The sequence below is a fragment of the Exiguobacterium acetylicum genome (assembly GCF_022170825.1).
GTDB classification, from domain to species: domain Bacteria; phylum Bacillota; class Bacilli; order Exiguobacteriales; family Exiguobacteriaceae; genus Exiguobacterium_A; species Exiguobacterium_A acetylicum_B.
This window is the reverse complement of record NZ_CP081878.1, coordinates 535,676-555,438: the sequence shown is the minus strand read 5'-3', so window position 1 is coordinate 555,438 and position 19,763 is coordinate 535,676. Positions and strand designations below refer to the sequence as shown.

At 44.3% G+C, this 19,763-nt stretch carries 18 protein-coding genes; 10 read left to right on the top strand and 8 right to left on the bottom strand.

Annotated elements, in window-relative coordinates; genetic code table 11:
- The first annotated feature begins 43 nt into the window (after nucleotides 1-43).
- The 4 genes from yhfH (at nucleotide 44) to K6T22_RS02845 (ending at nucleotide 2,888) form a co-directional block, all read left to right on the top strand.
- Nucleotides 44-190: a protein YhfH gene (yhfH, locus tag K6T22_RS02860; RefSeq protein ID WP_238238816.1), complete on the top strand. Its 147-nt coding sequence runs from the start codon at nucleotides 44-46 to the stop codon at nucleotides 188-190.
- Nucleotides 191-382: 192 nt separating this feature from the next.
- Nucleotides 383-1,228, top strand: coding sequence for a polysaccharide deacetylase family protein (locus K6T22_RS02855; RefSeq protein ID WP_238238815.1), 846 nt, complete (start codon nucleotides 383-385; stop codon nucleotides 1,226-1,228).
- A gap of 15 nt (nucleotides 1,229-1,243) precedes the next feature.
- Entirely contained in the window at nucleotides 1,244-1,885 is a 642-nt protein-coding gene (locus K6T22_RS02850; RefSeq protein ID WP_238238814.1) for a YkyA family protein, read from the top strand.
- Between the two features lie 100 nt (nucleotides 1,886-1,985).
- Nucleotides 1,986-2,888: an EamA family transporter gene (locus tag K6T22_RS02845; protein ID WP_238238813.1), complete on the top strand. Its 903-nt coding sequence runs from the start codon at nucleotides 1,986-1,988 to the stop codon at nucleotides 2,886-2,888.
- Nucleotides 2,889-2,911: 23 nt separating this feature from the next.
- On the opposite strand, the gene nagE is transcribed toward K6T22_RS02845, so the two are convergent.
- The 3 genes from nagE to K6T22_RS02830 all read right to left on the bottom strand — a co-directional run bounded on the left by nagE (nucleotide 2,912) and on the right by K6T22_RS02830 (nucleotide 6,185).
- Complete coding sequence (gene nagE / locus K6T22_RS02840; protein ID WP_238238812.1) at nucleotides 2,912-4,420, bottom strand: N-acetylglucosamine-specific PTS transporter subunit IIBC; 1,509 nt, start codon at nucleotides 4,418-4,420, stop codon at nucleotides 2,912-2,914.
- A 213-nt stretch (nucleotides 4,421-4,633) separates the two neighbouring features.
- The gene (locus K6T22_RS02835; protein ID WP_238238811.1) at nucleotides 4,634-4,831 is read right to left on the bottom strand and encodes a CsbD family protein; all 198 of its coding nucleotides are present in this window, start codon (nucleotides 4,829-4,831) and stop codon (nucleotides 4,634-4,636) included.
- 151 nt (nucleotides 4,832-4,982) lie between these two features.
- Entirely contained in the window at nucleotides 4,983-6,185 is a 1,203-nt protein-coding gene (locus K6T22_RS02830; protein WP_238238810.1) for an ornithine--oxo-acid transaminase, read from the bottom strand.
- A gap of 186 nt (nucleotides 6,186-6,371) precedes the next feature.
- On the opposite strand from K6T22_RS02830, the gene K6T22_RS02825 reads away from it, so the two are divergent.
- Nucleotides 6,372-8,399, top strand: a complete 2,028-nt coding sequence (locus K6T22_RS02825) for a sensor domain-containing phosphodiesterase (RefSeq protein ID WP_238238809.1) — start codon at nucleotides 6,372-6,374, stop codon at nucleotides 8,397-8,399.
- Between the two features lie 56 nt (nucleotides 8,400-8,455).
- Here K6T22_RS02825 and K6T22_RS02820 read toward each other — a convergent pair whose 3' ends face one another.
- The gene (locus K6T22_RS02820; RefSeq protein ID WP_238240009.1) at nucleotides 8,456-9,853 is read right to left on the bottom strand and encodes a basic amino acid/polyamine antiporter; all 1,398 of its coding nucleotides are present in this window, start codon (nucleotides 9,851-9,853) and stop codon (nucleotides 8,456-8,458) included.
- Between the two features lie 111 nt (nucleotides 9,854-9,964).
- Between K6T22_RS02820 and K6T22_RS02815 the strand changes: the two genes are divergently transcribed.
- The gene (locus tag K6T22_RS02815; protein ID WP_238238808.1) at nucleotides 9,965-10,648 is read left to right on the top strand and encodes an MgtC/SapB family protein; all 684 of its coding nucleotides are present in this window, start codon (nucleotides 9,965-9,967) and stop codon (nucleotides 10,646-10,648) included.
- Nucleotides 10,649-10,757: 109 nt separating this feature from the next.
- Nucleotides 10,758-12,392, top strand: a complete 1,635-nt coding sequence (locus K6T22_RS02810; protein ID WP_238238807.1) for a peptide ABC transporter substrate-binding protein — start codon at nucleotides 10,758-10,760, stop codon at nucleotides 12,390-12,392.
- Nucleotides 12,393-12,505: 113 nt separating this feature from the next.
- Here K6T22_RS02810 and K6T22_RS02805 read toward each other — a convergent pair whose 3' ends face one another.
- Nucleotides 12,506-12,763: a hypothetical protein gene (locus K6T22_RS02805; protein ID WP_053452309.1), complete on the bottom strand. Its 258-nt coding sequence runs from the start codon at nucleotides 12,761-12,763 to the stop codon at nucleotides 12,506-12,508.
- 263 nt (nucleotides 12,764-13,026) lie between these two features.
- Entirely contained in the window at nucleotides 13,027-14,760 is a 1,734-nt protein-coding gene (gene ade / locus K6T22_RS02800) for an adenine deaminase (protein WP_238238806.1), read from the bottom strand.
- A gap of 124 nt (nucleotides 14,761-14,884) precedes the next feature.
- On the opposite strand from ade, the gene K6T22_RS02795 reads away from it, so the two are divergent.
- Both K6T22_RS02795 and K6T22_RS02790 read left to right on the top strand, forming a co-directional pair.
- Complete coding sequence (locus K6T22_RS02795) at nucleotides 14,885-15,424, top strand: gamma carbonic anhydrase family protein (RefSeq protein ID WP_238238805.1); 540 nt, start codon at nucleotides 14,885-14,887, stop codon at nucleotides 15,422-15,424.
- 111 nt (nucleotides 15,425-15,535) lie between these two features.
- Nucleotides 15,536-15,721, top strand: a complete 186-nt coding sequence (locus K6T22_RS02790; RefSeq protein ID WP_029340780.1) for a hypothetical protein — start codon at nucleotides 15,536-15,538, stop codon at nucleotides 15,719-15,721.
- A 145-nt stretch (nucleotides 15,722-15,866) separates the two neighbouring features.
- Here the strand turns inward: K6T22_RS02790 and K6T22_RS02785 are convergent, their stop codons facing one another.
- Together K6T22_RS02785 and K6T22_RS02780 are read right to left on the bottom strand one after the other, a co-directional pair.
- On the bottom strand, nucleotides 15,867-17,450 hold the full coding sequence (locus tag K6T22_RS02785; RefSeq protein WP_238238803.1) for an ABC transporter permease/substrate-binding protein: 1,584 nt from the start codon (nucleotides 17,448-17,450) through the stop codon (nucleotides 15,867-15,869).
- Entirely contained in the window at nucleotides 17,447-18,574 is a 1,128-nt protein-coding gene (locus tag K6T22_RS02780; protein ID WP_053452313.1) for an ABC transporter ATP-binding protein, read from the bottom strand. The genes K6T22_RS02785 and K6T22_RS02780 overlap by 4 nt, the downstream gene beginning before the upstream one ends.
- A gap of 192 nt (nucleotides 18,575-18,766) precedes the next feature.
- On the opposite strand from K6T22_RS02780, the gene K6T22_RS02775 reads away from it, so the two are divergent.
- Nucleotides 18,767-19,762 carry a LysM peptidoglycan-binding domain-containing protein gene (locus K6T22_RS02775; RefSeq protein ID WP_238238801.1) on the top strand — a complete coding sequence of 332 codons (996 nt, stop codon included), beginning with the start codon at nucleotides 18,767-18,769 and terminating at the stop codon, nucleotides 19,760-19,762.
- Nucleotide 19,763 lies beyond the last annotated feature (1 nt).

Genomic DNA, 19,763 nt, shown 5'->3' with positions numbered 1-19,763 from the left:
CAAGAAAATATCATTGTGTTTTATTTTGAAGGAGGAAAAACACATGGATCAGCCCCTTTATCAAGAAGCATCTGCTGAGTTTTACCGTGAACTTCCCGTAAAGACGTGTGCCCATTGCGGAAAAGAAATGGATGAGCAATGTGAATCCTATCAAACGGAATGCAGTGAGTGCGCTGTAACAGAACACTAAGAACACTTGAGACAATCACTTATTAAAGTGGTTGTTTTTTTATTTTCAATAATCTATTTCTAATTAATGATATATTTTTTAGAAAAATCGATTTTCGTAATCTTTTTGTCATCTGTTTGTTACAAATGAAACAGTTAAAATGTTACATTATCTGTATATGATATTTTTTTGACAAAGGAGCGACAGACAACGATGGATCCATTTACCTCAAGCCACGCTAGCGAACTCGGTCCACGACCGCGTACAAAAAAAAGAAAGTTTCTGCCACGGTTTTTCTTACTTCTTACACTCATCTTTCTTGGAGTTGGAGGTTATGTTGCGTATCGATACGTTTTTTCACCTGAGCAACAATCGACTACTGCGAGTCAATCCATCACTGAAGTTCCTGTCGTCAACATGGAAAAAGCACGTGTCGAAAAATGGAACGGTGTGACGAAAAAAGTTGCCTATTTAACGTTCGAAGATGGTCCATCCGCATTAACGCCGGATTTACTTCGAACATTGGATCAACTGGATACTCGAGCTACTTTCTTTTATCTCGGAACACAGGTAGATGCTTTCCCGAAAGAAGTCAAAACTGCTGCTAAAGCTGGTCATTATATCGGATTACATGGGGAAACACATGATTACGATACATTGTACGAAAAAGGAAAGTATGTCTCAGAGATGCAAAGTGTCCAGAAAAAAATTCATACGTTGACACAATTAACACCTCATTTGACACGACCACCCTACGGTTCAACACCTGGTATTACGAAAAAGATGGCATCTGCCATTCATGCAGCAGACTTCCGTGTTTGGGACTGGTCCATCGATTCAATGGATTGGTATTACAAAGATAGTGCAAAAGAAGTAGCGAATACGGTCATTCGACGAGCAGAGCGTCCGTTTGAAATCATCCTCTTGCATGAACAACCACAAGCTATCAAAGCACTTCCGGCCATTGTTGCAGGACTTCAGAAAAAAGGCTATCAGTTTGCGATTTACGATGAAGATTTCCACATTCCATACAACTTCGCGCAATACTCGAATTTATAAGGAGTTACTATTCAGATGAAAAAATCATTCTTAGCGTTGCTGTTCCTATCGAGTTTCGGACTTGTTGCCTGCTCTAACGATTCACCAGCTTCTCTCCATGAAAAGCTAGAACAACAAGTGAAAGATGAGGAAAAGGCATTTACGCTAGCCGACCAACGTGCTCGTAAGGACGAAATTTCAGTTAATACGTACCAAGCCGTTCTTGATGCAGGCACCGAAGAAATCAAACGCTCCCAAAATGAACGGGAGGAACTAGAAGCCTTAAATGATGAACGTCTTGCTTTGTTAAAACAAGAAGAAGCGTTACGTAAGGAAGCATACACTGAACTCGACCTTGAAGAACTTAAGGATATGGTAAGCAAACTTGATGGTAAAGCAAAAACAGAAGGAACTGCGTTAGTATCTCTCATCAAGGAGCGCGAGCAGACATTTCAAACGTTCTCAAAAACGTATCGCCAAGCGATGGATGCTGAAAAGAAAGTGCTTTCACGCTTGACGAAAAAACCGGATTTCGTTAAGATTGATGAGTCAACAGCGGATTTAAATCGTTTAACTCGGAAAGCTACCGCGTCATTAAAGAAGTGGAACACGCTGACCGTCCAGTACAACCAAACGAAAACCCGACTGTATCGTTTGCTCGACACATCAACTCAATAAATCACACAGGTTGCAACCAAACCCTGTCCAAAAAACCTGGACAAGGCCCTGTTGCAACCTTTTTTGTGTGGTTTTTACTAAAAATGGAGGGAATTTATTCATGCATCGTTCAAAAGCAACCTTATTCGTTCTGATTGGCGCTATCAGTTATGGTGTCCTCTCAACGATCGTCAAACTCGCTTATGCCGCTGGATTTAACTCAGCAGCCGTTTCCGGTAGTCAATTTTTCTTCGGCTGGCTCATGATTTTCGGACTTGCCTTGTTCACGAAAAATCTTCGTCTCGATATCAAGACAGCTGGTCTCCTTATGCTAATCGGTATCTCAAGTGGTACAACCGGTTACCTGTATTATCAAAGTCTTCAGACCGTATCCGCATCCGTTGCGATCATTCTCTTATTCCAATTCACTTGGATTGGTGTCATCATTGATGCGCTAGCATTCAAACGTTTACCATCTCGCGCGCACTTCCTGTCCGCGATTCTACTAATTGGCGGAGCAATTCTCGCGAGCGCTGCTTACTCAAGCCCCCTCGACCTACGCGGAACGTTGTTTGGTCTTGGAGCGGCTGTTAGTTTCTCGATTTTCTTACTCGCTAGCGGACGCATTGCTAACCATCTACCCGTCATCAAGAAGAGTTTTTATATGATGACAGGTGGTCTTGCTTTCGTCATGATTATGTACCCACCGACGACGTTTTTATCTTCTGCGAATTTCGAAAATGGTCTTCTCCTGTATGCGATTCCACTCGGTCTATTCGCCTTGATTTTGCCACCGCTCTTATTTGCCGCTGGTGCGCCTCATCTGTCTCCAGCAAGTGTCTCTTTGCTTGGAGCGGCAGAACTACCGACAGCTGTCATCTGTTCCGTGTTAATTTTAGGTGAACATCTGATGAGTTCTCAATGGATTGGGATCGTCATCATCTTGATTGGAATCTTTTATCCGATCTATCGTTCGAGTAAAACAGCACCTATTGCGAACGTACAGCAAAACGACCTTTCCTGAGCTCAGGAAAGGTCGTTTTTTCTTTACTTCTGTCGCTTCATCGCATCTGCAACGAATTCGACATCCGTGCCAATGATGATTTGAACACTTGTTGCCCCCATCTTCATGACACCTTTCGCTCCAGCTGCTTTAATCGCCGCTTCATCAATGATGCTCGGATCTTTGACTTGTAGACGTAAGCGTGTCGCACAGTTGTCGATCGATGTAACATTTTCAGTTCCTTGCAACCCGGCAAAAATTTGAGCTGCTTGTTGCTCATATTTATCGTCTGAATCCGTCAGAACGACTCCCGTGTCTGTGACGAGCGATTCATCTTCACGACCTGGTGTCTTCAAATCGAATTTCGTGATCATGAAGTAGAACAGGAAGTAATAGACGACCGCAAACGCGAGACCAACCGGAATGATGAGCAATGGTTTTTTGGCAATACCGAAATTCAAGGCGTAATCGATGAAACCAGCCGAGAAGGAGAAGCCGTGTAAAATACCGAGCAAGTTGACGATTGCCATCGATAGACCTGTCAATACAGCATGGATGACGTATAAAACAGGTGACAAGAACATGAACGAGAACTCGATGGGTTCCGTGATTCCTGTCAGGAAGGACGTGAGTCCAAGACCAATCATCGCTCCGGCAACCGCTTTGCGATTTTCCTTACGTGCAGCCATGACGATCGCAAATGCTGCAGCAGGTAACGCAAACATCATAATCGGGAAGAATCCCGCTTGATAAATTCCTGCCGTCGGATCTCCAGCGAAGAAGCGCGCAATGTCTCCGTTCGCAACTGTACCATCTGCTTTTTCATATGAACCGAAGACGAACCAGAAAATATTATTCAAGACGTGGTGTAATCCGACAGGAATCAAGAGACGGTTAAAGAATCCAAACAGAGCAGCGCCTCCTGCGCCAAGACCAACCATCCATTCACCAGCACCATTGATGCCTTGCTCGATGAACGGCCAGATATAACCAAAAATGAAAGCTAGTACGAGCATGACTGCTGATGTAATGATCGGAACGAAACGACGACCACCGAAGAAGGCTAACCAATCTGGTAACTTAATGTTATAGAACCGATTGTATAGAAGTCCTGCGACGATACCGGCGATGATTCCACCGAATACTGCCATATTGACGGTCGAACCGAGTGTCGCCTGATTCGCGATCGAACCAAGTGTCGCTCCGTCGACCTTGGTCGAGGAATCATTGACGATCGCAGCGATCGCATCATACTTCGCCTGAATCTGTGCACTCGAATAATCCTTGTTCATCGAGTCGACACCATTCTTTAAGACAAGATACCCAATGGCTCCTGCAAGACCCGCTGCCCCGCTTGCATCAATCGATAGACCAATCGCGACACCGATGGCAAATATTAATGGAAGGTTATCAAAAATAGCCCCTCCTGCTGCTACCATCAACGGAATATCCAGCATATCCGCTGAGCCTAATCGGAGTACGATTCCTGCAGCCGGCAAGACTGCGATTGGTAGCATCAAGGCTTTACCAATTCGTTGTAGAAACTGCAACATACCTTTCACCCTTTCCTGAATAAACGATAATGACAGAACAATGTAAACGCTTTTACGTTTTTTATTATTCCACATAAACAACTAAATGACTAGACCTTTAGACAAATTATTTTTTCATCTTTTTAGTTGATACAAAATTTCATTATAGCAGACACTAAAAACCGGACTAGAGTGATGATCTAGTCCGGTCTTGTTTATTTAATTAGAACATTCTTAACGACGATTCGTATCTTCAAAGTTCTGTTGGACGTTTCCTACTGTTTTCTTCGCGTCACCTTTAACTTGATCTTTTTTACCTTCGCGCTCTGTCGATTTATCACCTGTTGCTTTACCGAGTGTTTCTTTTGCTTTACCGGCTACTTTATCGACGAGACCATCCACTTTTTTATTGAGACCACTGTTATTTGACATACTCATTACCCCCATTTAAAAGTTATTTTTGCGATAGTTGTATGTTCCCTTGTTACTGATTTTCAAACGTTTCTCTCATTAAAATCGATACTTCTCCAAACCAAAACAACAGTGAACGGACTGTCCACTGTTGTTCGATGAATCTATTCATTTACTGGGCGACGGAAACACCTAACACTTGTTCAATCCGTTCGAACGCCCAATCCAACTCTTCTTTTGTGATAACAAGAGGTGGTGCAAAACGAATGACTGTCTCGTGCGTTTCTTTACAAAGTAATCCTTTTTCTTTTAACGCTTCGCAATATGGTCGCGCTGCTTCTGTCAACTCAACACCAATGAATAATCCGCGACCGCGCACTTCTTTAATCATCGGATTGTTGATCTGTTTCAATTTGTCCATAAAGTACGTACCGAGTTCGAGTGAACGCTCCGGAAGTTTTTCCTCTTCTAACACTTCAAGTGAAGCAATCGAGACGGCGCATGCAAGTGGGTTTCCACCAAACGTCGATCCGTGTGATCCTGGATTAAAGACAGAAAGGACATCTTTATTCGCAGCCACACACGAAATCGGGAATACACCACCACCGAGTGCTTTACCGAGAATATACATATCTGGCGTTACTTCATCCCAGTCAGATGCAAACCATTTACCAGAACGACCAAGTCCAGACTGGATCTCATCGGATACAAGAAGGACGTTTTGCGCACGACAAACTTCTTGTGCATCTTTTAGGAAACCATCGTAAGGAATTAAAATCCCTGCTTCTCCTTGAATCGGTTCAAGGATAAAGGCAGCTGTATTTTCAGTGATCGCTTGTTTTAACGCATCGAGATCTCCGTACGGAATCGTTTTGATTCCAGGAAGAAGCGGACCAAACCCCCGTTGATATTCTGCTTCTGTCGACATTGAGACAGCTGTCATTGTCCGACCGTGGAAGTTTCCTTCACAAACAATAATTTCAGCATCACCCGGAATCTGTTTCACTTCGTATGCCCAACGACGTGCTGCTTTAACCGCTGTCTCGACTGCTTCTGCACCCGTGTTCATCGGTAGCACCATGTCTTTTCCAGTCAATTGCGCTACTTTCTCATAGAAAAAGCCGAGTTGATCATTGTGGAAGGCACGTGACGTCAATGTAATCTTATCTGCCTGACGTTTTAGAGCCTCGATGATCTTTGGATGACGATGCCCCTGGTTGACCGCTGAGTAGGCACTCAGCATATCCATATAACGGCGTCCTTCCGGATCCGTGACAAAGACACCTTCTGCTTCTGAGATGACAATCGGGAGTGGATGGTAGTTATGTGCTCCGAACTGTTCTGTCTGTTGAATGATTTTCTCTGTTTGATTCATCGAGATTCCCCCTCATAACTCTTTAGAAAACGCTTTCAATTTTATTATAGCAGATTCTTTCACAGAATCTTCATCTAAAAAATGTCTAATCGAAAGGATTCTAGTGCGTAAGAATTGAATATATTGGGAAAAGACAAGACAAGTGAACCGTCATCTCTTTTCATTATAAAGGAGCGTGCGCACGTAATGGACCGTTCGACCATTGATTCCTATGAAGTCGTCATTCAAGAATTCCCTTTACCCGCTTTCATACTGAATACTGACTTGACCATCCGATCTTGGAATGAGCTAGCCGAACAGCAATGGGGCTGGACACAACAGGAAATCGTGGGTCAGATCGTCCCACTTCTTGAACGGGAAGACATAGCATTCAGCCAACAGATTTGGCATGCCTTCTTGGAGCGCCGTCAATCCGTCCAATTACCGAATGCCTCCTTGTTGCATAAGACGGGCACTTCTGTAACATCAACACTTCTTTTATCTCCTTTACTTGATGATACAGGAACCGTCATCGCTGCTTTCGCCTGCTGTATCCCTTCGGCTGAGCAGCAAACAAATATGAAACCACTCTTTCAAGGATTAATGGATTTGCGTCATGCATTTGATCAGATTGCTTCTGTCGCTGTCTTCGATGCCAGAGGAACGATCACGTACGTGAATGATCAACTCATCGACGTGACAGGATATTGCTCTGAGATGCTTATCAAGCAGCCTTGGTCACTCATTTTAGATAAATCCAGTTCCGTCGTTTCGGAGATTCGTGCACAACTTCGTGAACGAAAAGCCTGGTCTGGTCGCCTTAGCCTCACTTCGCAAACTGGCGAACGAAAACATCTACAAGCGACGCTCATTCCAATCTATGATGCGAACGGTGTTCGCTTCCAACATTTGTTCATTGGGAACGACATTACGGAAACAACAGCACTTGAAGAAGAACTTGATTTTTTAGTGCACCATCATGAGATGACGCATTTATTGAATAAACGTGGATTTTTACGCGAAGGTGAAGCATTATTCCGCTCTGCTGCGTCGCATGATCCGATCGCACTCATCTTGTTCGATATCGACCGCTTTAAAGTCATCAACGACTCGTTCGGAACACATGTCGGCGATCAACTTCTGCAAGCAATGGCGACACGCCTTTTACAACATACGACAGGTGTACTCGCCTTCCATCCGACAAGTGATCTATTCGGTGTCTTGTTACCTGCACCATCGAGTAACCTGCTCTTCCAATATGCTCGAAAATTGCAACAAGCGCTGCAGCGTCCTTATTACATCAACGGTCACTCACTCATCGTTTCTTGTACATTCGGTATCACCGTCTATCCATCCGAAGCGAAAACACTCGAGGACTTATACCGCCGTTCGGAAACAGCTTTATATGCAGGAAAATCAATTGGCACTGGAACGATTCAGTACTTAACACACGAGATGGACACGCAATTCACACGGAAAATTCAACTCGAGCGTTCCCTCTTCACGGCACTTGAAGATCAATCGCTTTACCTTGCTTATCAACCAATCATTGAACTTCAAACACAAGCCGTTAAAGGATTCGAAGCTTTATTGCGCTGGAATCATACGGCGCTTGGGAGTATTCCACCCGATGAGTTCATCCCACTCGCTGAAGAAGCTTCATTGATTACGCCAATCAACAACTGGGTCATTATTGAAGCATGTGAGCAGCTCGCAAGATGGCAACAGACGATTGATCCTGAACTAACGATGGCAATCAACATCTCACCGCATCAGTTCCAAAGCGACTCCTTTATTCGTACGTTGCAGCATATCGTGACAGAACGACTCGTTTCACCCTCTTCAATTACGTTGGAGATGACAGAAAATATTGCGATTCTTCAGACGCAACGAACGGTCGAACGCATGCACCTCATTAAGTCGCTCGGTTTCCGCTTATCGATTGATGATTTCGGAACCGGTTATTCTTCTTTACAGTATCTTAGTGCTTTTCCAATTGATGAATTAAAAATCGATAAAGTCTTTATTGATGGATTGGCAACAAATGATCATGCCTTGCTGGATTCCATCATTCAACTCGGTCACAATCTAGAATTGAATCTAGTTGCTGAAGGAGTCGAGACTGAACACGCGTTAGCTTATCTAAAAACGACATCTTGTCAGCACATGCAAGGATTTATTTTCTCTGAACCACTCTCCGTACAAGATGTAGAAACGCGATTTTTAAAACCTTAATCAAAAAGGAAGTCACGGTAGATTAAAACTACCGTGACTTCCTTTTCGTAGCATTTTTATAATTGAATCTCTCCTACGACCATTCCGTAAACAGCTACTCCAGCTAATACGACAAGAATCATGCTCGCAATCCATTCATACCGTGACATGCCCGTCCGTTGCTGTTCTCGTTCTGCTAGTGCATAAGCGAGAATTCCTGGCGCATAGACTAATGCCGCAATGACGATATACCAGATTCCCGATGCATAGACGAGCCAGATGGAATACGCCGATGCAATGATAGAGAAGAGCAACATTTTTCGATTGTGTTCTTCTCGCGATGTTCGAATGCTGTACAACGCTGATAACAAGTACGGTAACAATGCACAAATCCCAGCGATACTCGATAGGACAAGATACGTTTGTGCTGAGAAGAGTGCGATACCTGCAACAACTTGTGTCGCGATTTGTGTAATCAGTAATGCTCCGACTGGTGCTCCTTTACGGTTCGTCTTAGCGAATGCTTTCGGGAACGCACCGTCTTTGGCAACAAGGTATGAAATCTCTGATGCTAAAATTGTCCATCCAAGAAGGGCACCGGATAGTGAGATAATCAAACCAATCATGATGATTGTCGCTCCAACTGGTCCAATCGCCGCCTCTAATACATACGCCATCGTTGGTTCCTTCAGTCCAGCCAGTTTTTCTTGGCTGAGGACGCCAAGGGATAAGACTGAAATGAGGATATAGATAACTAAAACCCCAACGAGCCCCGTTACCGTTGCCTTACCGACATCACTCCGATTTTTAGCACGACTCGATAAAACGACTGCTCCTTCGATGCCGACGAAAGCCCAAAGTGTAACGAGCATCGTTCCTTTGACTTGGTCGAAAATCGAACCGAGTTCTGTTCCCTCTCCCCAAATATCTAAATTAAACGTCTTTACATTAAAGGCAATTCCAACGAGAAGAATGAAAATCAAGATTGGAACGAGCTTCGCGATTGTCGTAATCAGATTGACGAGTGTCGCTTCCTTAATCCCACTCGAGACAAGCCAGAATAATCCCCAAATGACGACCATACTCATAAGGAGCAGGAATATCCGATTTTCTGCTGCAAAAATCGGGAAGAAATAACTAATCGCATTGAAGACGAGCGTGATATTCGCAACTGTTCCAATCCAGGCTGATACCCAGTAACCCCACGCACTGTTAAACCCGACAAAACGTCCGAATCCTTCACGTGCGTAAGCGTAAATCCCGCCTTCAAGCTCCGGTTTACTATTTGCGAGATGCTGGAAGACGAGCGCGAGCATGATCATCCCAATCCCTGTGATACTCCATCCAATGAGGATAGGTCCTGCACTTGCACTTTGGGCCATTGCACCAGGAAGGTTAAAGGCACCTCCACCGACCATTGAACCGATGACCATTGCAGCAAGCGCAAAGAAACCGATTTTTTGCTGATTCATGATGAGACACTTCCTTTTTTCGTATATCTATTACATCTTACGTATATTCATTCGAAAGACACAAAAGTCATTATAACAAATCACCTTTTAAAGTAAAGAAAGGATTTGAGACGAATGAACTGGATTCATGTATTTCAGCTCGAAGACTTCTTAAAACTCCTATTAGCCGCTATACTTGGAATTTTCATCGGATTCGAGCGTGAAATTAAAAATAAACCGGTCGGTATACGCACTAGCCTCGTAATTACCCTGATCAGTTGTTTGTTAACCATCGTTTCCATCAAATCGGTCTTACTCTACCATGACATGGCGACGAATGTTCAGATGGATCCGATGCGTCTCGTCGCCCAAATCATTACTGGAATCGGTTTTATCGGCGCTGGTGTCATCTTACGTCGACCGCATGATATCGTCAGTGGGCTGACGACTGCCGCCATTATCTGGAGTGCGAGCGGGATTGGGATCGCTGTCGGTGCAGGTTTCATCTGGGAATCGATTTTTCTAGTCCTCTTTCTCTTTTTCTTATTGGAAGGCTTAACTCGGATAATGAGTCGTATCAACAATAGTCGGTTCGAAGCAAATGTCCTCGTTGCGCATCTCTTACTTCCTTCTGGACTTGATCCGACAGACATCGTTCTTGCTCTTGAGCGTAAAGGCGTTCGTATCACGAACATGCGATTACGCGGAGATCCTGTTCGCTTGACTTTACGAATGTATTCCCCGCATACGTTGACCTTATTCCTACTTTATGACTATTTGAAATCGCTTGGAATTGAGAATATAGACCTTGATCAGTAAGAATTATCTGAAAATTTATGTTGCATTTTTAATCACTTTCACTTAAATTAACAATATGTTCACATTTTTCTGAAATATTTAACTCTAACTCTCGGGGGGTCATCGTTCCATGAATAAACCATCGAAAATCGCTTTTGCTGGACTATCCAGCATCGCGCTACTTGCTGTCGCTGCATGCGGGCAAGGAAATGACGATAACACAAGCGGATCGGATTCGAAAAACAAGAAAAAGGAAGTCACGCTCGTTTCGACGACGGATGTACCTCAGTTAGATCCGACGAAAACGACTGACTCGACTTCCATCATCGTCACGAACAACGTCTTTGAAGGACTGTATCGTCTTGATGGCGATAACAAACCAACACCTGGAATCGCGGAAAGTGTTGAAGTGTCAGATGATAAAAAAACATATACGTTCAAACTGCGTAAAGATGCGAAGTGGTCAGATGGATCAGCCGTCACAGCAGATGATTTCATCTATGCTTGGAAACGTGCACTTGATCCAAAGACTGCAGCAGAATACGCATACATTTTACAAGATTTAAAAAATGCCAACAAAATCATGTCTGGAGATGCTGAACTCGATGAGCTCGGTGTTAAAAAGGTCGACGATCAGACACTTGAAGTACAACTCGAAGCTCCAGCCCCTTACTTCCTTGGTCTGACGAGTTTCCCAACATACTTACCACTGAAACAGTCCTTTGTTGAAGATCAAGGTGATAAGTTCGCGACAAGCGTTGATACAATGGTCTTCAACGGACCTTTCGTTCTCGATAAGTGGCAAGCGAACGCTGGTTGGACATATAAGAAAAATCCAGACTACTGGGATAAAGCGAATGTCAAGATGGATAAAATCGATGTCAAGGTCGTCAAAGAGATCTCGACTGGTGTTAACCTCTTTGAAGCGAAAGAAGTCGACTTCGCACCGATTACATCTGAGTTCGTTTCGCAGTATGAAAAATCAGATGATTACAAAACGCGTCCAGATGCTCGGATCAACTTCCTTCGCTTTAACCAAAAGAATAAAGCATTGAAAAACAAAAATATCCGAAAAGCACTCGCGCTTGGCTTTGAGAAGCAAGGGATCACAGATGTCATCCTAAACGATGGATCAAAACCAGCAAACTTCATCGTTGCGAAGGACTTCACGTTTACACCAGATGGAGAAGACTTCCGTGCGAAGTATCCTGATTTACAAAGCTACGATGCTGACGCAGCGAAAAAAGCTTGGGACGCTGGCTTGAAGGAACTCGGTGTTAAGACAGTTGAACTCAGTATGCTCTCACGTGATGAAGATGCCTTCAAGAAAGTCTCTGAGTACTTAAAAGGAGATCTTGAGAAACACCTTCCTGGTTTGACGATCAAAATCAAGCAACAACCATTCAAGAACTTCCTCGAGCTCGAATCGAAGGGAGAATACGATATCTCTGCAGCTGGATGGGGACCTGACTACCAAGATCCAATGACATTCCTCGATATGTGGTTAACGGATGGAAGCTTCAACCGGATGGAATATTCGAACAAAAAATTCGATGACCTCATCAAAGGGGCAAAACAACAAGCAGATGAAGCAAAACGTTGGTCTGACATGCAAGAAGCTGAAAAAATGCTGTTGGCAGAAGACTATGCTATTGCACCAATCTACCAAAAAGGTGAAGCTTACTTACAACGGACAAACATTGATAAACTATACCGTCACCCATTCGGTGCCGATATGAGCTTTAAATGGATGGAAGTAAAGTAAATCTTTAAACGATCATGAACAAGTAGTGGGCATTGTCCCCTACTTGTTTTTTTGTTTTTAGCGCATTCTCCAAAAACAACAAAGACCCCTTCTGACGGAGCCATCGGGGGTCTTTACTGTGCAATTTGTTTGTAAAAAGCAATCTCTTCATCTTGTCCTTCTTCCACAGCTCGGAAGAATTCCGCGAAGTATGCATAGAGTACGGTACGTTCTTCATACGTCGGTCTAGCTTGACGAATGACGGAAAATGCAAGATTTCGTAACTGACGCTTTGTCCGTCGATGTGTCGGTAGTGCATGGAACTGACGAGTGAATGAACGATAGACGTCCGCAATCAAAGCTTCATGTCCTTCAAAATAAGATTTATCCATTAATCATGATCTCCTTTCTAATCTTGTTGTTCTACTATCTTCTACGATATTTCTAGATAAAAGTTTCATCATAAGTGAGGTTTCTCACAAATGATATAGAACATACTATAACAAGCTTTTCAAAATGATTCAATATCCAAACTATTAAGTTTCATTAAGGATTTCTAGTCGTTTTGTAAAGTAGCTTTCCTTGATTTTATCTCAACGCTTCCTGATAAAAAACGGTCTGAGTCCCGGAACGAGACTCAGACTCGCGACGGACATTAATCCGCCTGGACCGAAATATGCTGGAAGTGTTTCACGTCGAATAACCCACTGTCGGTCAGTTTCAACTCTGGAATGACGGGCAAGCAAAGGAAAGACATCGTCAAATACGGATTGAACGAACGATCGGCTTCTAACACATCGAGCGCATCGTTTAACGCTTCGAGTGTATCTCCGACTTCTTGGAACGGACGATTCGTCATCAGCCCAGCGATTTCAAGTGGTAACTCAGCAAGAACCTCTTGACCGTTAACAGCGATGACACCGCCACCTGCTTGAACGAGACGTTCTGCAGCGAGTTGCATCTCTTCGTCCGATGCACCGACGATGACGAGATTATGCGAATCATGAGCAACGGTTGCTGCAATCGCGCCGCGTTTCATCTTAAATCCTTTCACGATACCGACTGCCGAGAAGGCTGTCCCGTGATGACGTTCAATGACAGCGATCTTCAATAGATCCTGCTCTGGGACTGGTACAAAATGTCCGTCTTGAAGCGGGACGTCGAGAATCAAGTGCTCCGTGACGATACTTTTCGGAATAACTCCGATGACATGGGCACGTGATGATTCAAGCGGGAGTGCAAACACTTCTGGCGTAATCGGTTTTGTATTCAATGTTCCACGTAAGGATTCCGGGACATGCGCACGTCGCACTGGTCGGATCGTCTTCCCTGCTCGTGCGACACAGTTCCCTTGAATATAGACCTCGTCAATTACGACGTTATCTGCATCCGATAACAAGACGAAGTCCGCCCGGCGTCCTGGTACGATGGCTCCACGATCGTCTAAACGATACGCATTCGTCGCGTGCAATGATGCCATTGCATATGCTGTCTCGCGTTTAATCCCATGACGGATTGCATAGCGGATATTGTAGTCAATCGTTCCCTCACGTAATGTATCGTCCAGATGCTTATCATCCGTACAGAAGAGGAAACGACTCGCATTGCTTTCTGTCACGGCATCGAGTACTTCTTTTAAGTTTCGGGCTGCCGAACCTTCACGTACCTCAACATATAGACCGCGACGAGCTCGGGCAATCGCATCTTCCTTACTGACGGACTCATGATCCGTTCGAATCCCAGCGACACCATAAATATTGATTTCGCGTGGTCCGAGTCCTGCTGCGTGACCATCGACGAGTTTTCCTGCGTCTTCAATCTGTTTGATTTTTTGAAGCATGTCACGATCAGCTCGTTCAACAGCTGGATAATCCATGACTTCTCCTAAACCATGGACACCCGGGTGATCGACGAACGGCGCAAGTGCTGCCGCGTCAAGTGATGCCCCTGCATGTTCAAACGAAGTCGCTGGTACACAGCTCGGTAACATCATGCGGACATCAAGTGCGAGTCCCTCTGCATCATCTAGCATGAAGGATAATCCTTCCGCGCCTTTAACGTTTGCAATCTCATGCGGATCGGCGATGATCGTCGTCACTCCTAACGGTAAAATTGCTTGCTCATACTCACTCGGTGGTACCATCGATGATTCAATATGGACATGGGCATCGACGAAACTTGGCGCGATAAAGAGACCCTCTCCCGGACGATTCTCGATTCCTTCGTATCCTTCCCCGACAGCAGCGATATAGCCTGAATCAATCGCTACGTCCGCTGTATAGGTCTCACGTGTCATGACATCAATGACTGAAATATTCTGATAGACGATAGCCGCTTTCTCTTTTTTCGCAGCAATCGCTATCAATCGTTCGCGCACTGTTTGTTCCATCCTGTCTCCTCCTGTTGTAAGCGTATTTTTACCATCTTACAATTAGTTTGGAAGCTGTTGCAATTTATTTTTTGTAACGTCAAGATGAAAGAGTATCGATTTAATGTCTGAGGGGGAAAAATGTATGAAATACCGTGTCGGTTCACTTGTTCCAAACATCGATCCATCCGTTTATTTAGCTGACGGATCAAAAGTCATCGGCGAGGTAACGATCGGAAAAGACTCATCCGTCTGGTTCAATACGGTCATCCGGGGCGACGAAGGTCCGATTCACATCGGAGAACGTGTCAACATTCAAGATGGTTCGATGATTCATCAGTATGAAGGGTATCCGACCATCATTGAAGATGAGGTGACGATTGGTCATATGGCAATGATCCATGGTGGAATCATTCGAAAAGGCGCATTGATTGGGATGTCGGCGACGATTCTCGATGAAGCCGAGATCGGAGAAGGTGCATTCGTCGCTGCGGGGAGTCTTGTTCCACCGAAAATGAAAGTCCCAGCAGGCGCGATGGTCATGGGCGTTCCTGCAAAAATCGTCCGCGATATCAGTGATCATGATCGCTTCATCATGGAACGCACGGTGCGAAAATACGTCAAACGAGGTCAGCAGTATGCCGATAGTTGCGAAGTAATGAAAGAGGATTTGACAAGTTTGTGAGAACGTTTACAAAGTTCACGGGTTCTTAACACCTCCCCTCTTCCGTCTTTACAATTCTTCCGTACACTAAAGATGTAAGAGATGAATCAAGACACAGAGAGGGGATTTTATATGATTCCAGTATACGAAGAACGCATCATGTCTGATTTGTTTTCATCTACGAATAACCCAAGTTACGGTTTGCCGACGTTGCCTGAAACGGAAACAGATTGGTTGACAGTCGAGATTCAAGCACGTATCGTTAAAGATGCCGAGCACCGCCTTGGAACATTAAACCGAGAGGAAGAACGTGTATGATTCAGCAACGCACTGTTCGCGCTTGGCTCGCTAGTCGCATCAAAAAATAATTTAATCACTTGATTACGTATTTTCCAAAACGATATAGCGCGTCAGCGCGCATTCAAAAAGAGCCGAAGCGGATTCCCGCCTCGGCTCTTACTCATTATTTTGAAATCAATCCTTCTTCAATCAAGAAATCACGCGCAACTTTTTCCGGGCGCTGTTTCTCAACGTCTGCTTTGTAGTTCAATTCTTGCATCTTCTCATCCGTGATTTTATCCTTCAACGTGTTGAGGACTTTTTCAAGTTCTGGATGTTCTTCAAGTGTTTCTTGACGAACAAGTGGTACCGCATAATATGGCGGGAAGAATTTCTTATCATCTTCTAGTACCGTCAAATCGAATTTTTGCAACAGACCATCTGTCGAGAAACTATCGATGACGTTCGTTCGACCATTCGTCAGTGCTGTATAACGAAGCCCTCCATCGACTGGTTGTACATCTTGGAATTTCATATCTGGATACTTTTTCTTCAGACCAAGATAACCGTCTTCACGATTCGCGAATTCGATTGTTGATCCGAGAATCAAGCGATCACTGACTTTTGACATATCGGACACCGTCTTCAAGTCATATTTTTCGATGTCTTCTTTCGTCATGGCAAGAGCGTACGTATTATTGAATCCGATTGGATCAAGAACGTCGACCTGACTTTTCTCAGGAATCATCTTCCCAACTTTTGCATAGACTGTTTCCGGATCTGTCTCGACATCTTGCTTTAGAACATCGATCAACAAGGTTCCTGTGTACTCGACATACGCATCGATTTCGCCTTTTTCAAGTGCTCCGTAAGCGACTTTCGTCCCCCCGAGATTTAACTGACGTTCGACTTCTAAATCTGTTTTGTCTTCGATTAAATCCGCTAACATATTTCCGAGAATCAATTGTTCCGTAAAGTTCTTCGATCCGATGACAATCTTATCTTCCTTGAGGAAAGAATAAGCGACTGTTCCACCGATCAATAAGAAGACAATACTTGCAATCGCAATCTTACGTCCGGCTGGAATCGCCTTGCGACGCTTACGTGCTTTGTTCTTGATTCGACCATCCGCAAGTGGAATCCCGTTCGGTGCCACCGAATATTCAATCCGACTGACGACGAAGTCGATGACGAGTGCTAAAATACCGGCTGGAATCGCTCCAGCAAGAATCTGATTATTATCGACGGTCTGAATACCCGAGAAGACGAGGTAACCAAGACCACCGGCACCGATGAACGCGGAAATCGTCATTAAACCAACGGCTGTAACCGCTGAAATCCGAATCCCTGCCATCATGATAGGCAAGGCAAGTGGAATCTGAACCTTACTGAGAATTTGACGATCCGTCAAACCAATCCCTTTGGCTGCTTCGAGCGTGTCCCCTGGAATGCTCGACAGACCCGTGTACGTATTTTTAACGATTGGTAAAAGTGAATAGAGCACGACCATGATGATCGCCGGTGTTGATCCGATACCGATGAACGGAATCAAGAAACCGAGTAAAGCAAGACTTGGAACCGCTTGAACAACACTCGTTAATGCGAGGACCGGCTTTGCAAACTTTTGATAACGGGTGATTAATATACCGATCGGAATCCCGAGGACGACAGCGATGACGACGGCAAAAACCGTCAACTGCAAGTGCTCAAGCAATAAGTCACCGATCTGATCGGTGTTGTTTTTTACATAATCAAAGAATCCGTTCATTGGACTTCCTCCTCGTGAATGAATTGCTCACTCAGGACGGAAAGTAAGCTACTACGTGTAATCAATCCTCTTAGTTTTCCAGTCGCATCCGTTACCGGAAGATAGCCTGTCTCTTCCTGATTCATGACCTCAAGGACATCGAGTAACGAATCATGTTCATTGACGGCAATGATTTCGCCTTCCATGACTTCTTCGATCCGTTGACTCTTATCCGGAATCGTCTGGATATTCTTCAACTTAATTAGACCTTGTAAGACGCGGTCACGATCAGTGATCAACAGGCTGTCGACTTTTCGACCGCGCATGATTTCAATTCCCTGTAGCAACGTGCGTTTGCCACTGATTGAAACCGGATCCTCGATCATGATATCCTCTGCCTTGATGAATTCTGGACTACTCCAGATTTTATTTTTCCCAATGAACGATTCGACATATTCATCTTTTGGATGACGGAGAATTTCTTCTGGTGTATCGAACTGAACGATCTCCCCGTCACGCATGATACATATCCGATCCGCTAACTTGATCGCTTCATCCATATCATGGGTGACGAAAACGATCGTCTTTTTCACTTCTTCTTGTAAGTTGAACAGTTCTTCCTGCAGATCGTTTCGAGTAACAGGATCGAGTGCACTGAACGGTTCATCCATCAAAATGACATCTGGATCGTTCATCAAAGCTCGCGCAAAACCGACACGTTGTTGCTGACCACCACTGAGTTCGCTCGGATAACGATCGATGAATTGTTTTGGATCAAGTCCGACCATCGTCAATAATTGTTCTGTCCGTTGATCCATCTCATCGTGGTCTTTCCCTTCAAGTCCCGCAATCAACTGGATGTTTTCTCGAACTGTCATATGAGGGAACAAACCTGTTTGTTGAATGACATATCCCATATGACGTCGTAATTCGATCGTATCCGTCTTCATGATATCTTTCCCATTGACTAAAATCGTACCTGAAGAAGGTTCGATCAAGCGATTAATCATCTTAAGTGACGTCGTTTTCCCACAACCACTCGGTCCGATGAAGACAACGAGTTCACCCTTTTGAATCTCGAGCGATAAGCCTTTCAAGACGACGTTGTCCTTGAACTGCTTACCGACGTTTTTGAATTCGATCATTCCTTCTCACTCCTTTTTACTATTTCCATATATTATGATTTCCCAAAAAGATTACGGTTTAAACAAATTTTCTATAATTCAGTTTTATTTCTTTGCAAAACGGGAATTTCTTAGTTCTTTTTTTAAAATAAAGGGAATACTTTAATAAAGAGTACTTGTAAAGCATGTTTTTGATGAAGGAGGTACTAGACGATGAACATCAAGAAACCCACCATCATGATGATCGGACTGCTTCTCCTCACCCCATTTTCGATTCCTTCACAGGTTGATGCAGCGAGTTCTACGTTTGTGACGAAAGGAACGACGACACAAAAAGTCGTCGCATTGACGTTCGATGACGGTTCAGATGGAACGAACATTGCAAAAATCTTAAGTATCTTAAAAAGTAACCAAGTGAAGGCGACTTTCTTCTTAACAGGCAGTGGCGCAACGAACCATCCCCAATCGATTAAAAACATCACAACCGCTTCTCCTACACACCAAATCGGTAATCACTCGTATTCGCATCCGGATTTCACGACATTAACAGCAAGTCAGATGACGAGTGAATTATCCCGGACGGAGTCGCTCATTCGATCCTTGACCGGAAAAACGACGAAACCGATTTTCCGGGCACCGTTCGGTGCAAGCAACAGTAAAGTGTTAAGTGCCGTCGGAGCCGCAGGATATACGAAAACAATTCAATGGAATATTGACACGACGGATTGGAAGGGCATCTCTTCAACAGCTATCTTGGATCGTGTGTTACCAAAAGTCGTTCCCGGTTCGATCATTCTGATGCATACCGGCGCTGGTGCAAAAGGAACACCGACCGCCTTGCCAACGATGATTTCGAAACTCAAAGCAAAAGGTTATTCGTTCGTCACGATTTCGGAATTACTTCGTTCACCAACTCCGACTGGTACGACGTATACCGTCAAAGCTGGCGATACACTCTATTCGATCGCCCGAAAATATAATGTCACGGTCTCTGCACTTGCGAGTGCAAACAACATCACGAACTGGAATCTGTTGAACGTCGGTCAAGTCTTGAAAATCCCGACAACGACTTATACGGTTAAAGCCGGTGATACACTTTACTCGATTGCGACACGCTACGGCGTCACCGTCACGGCATTGATGCAGGCGAACGGTATCACGAATCCGAATCTCTTACTCATCGGACAAGTCTTAAAAATTCCAAATTAAA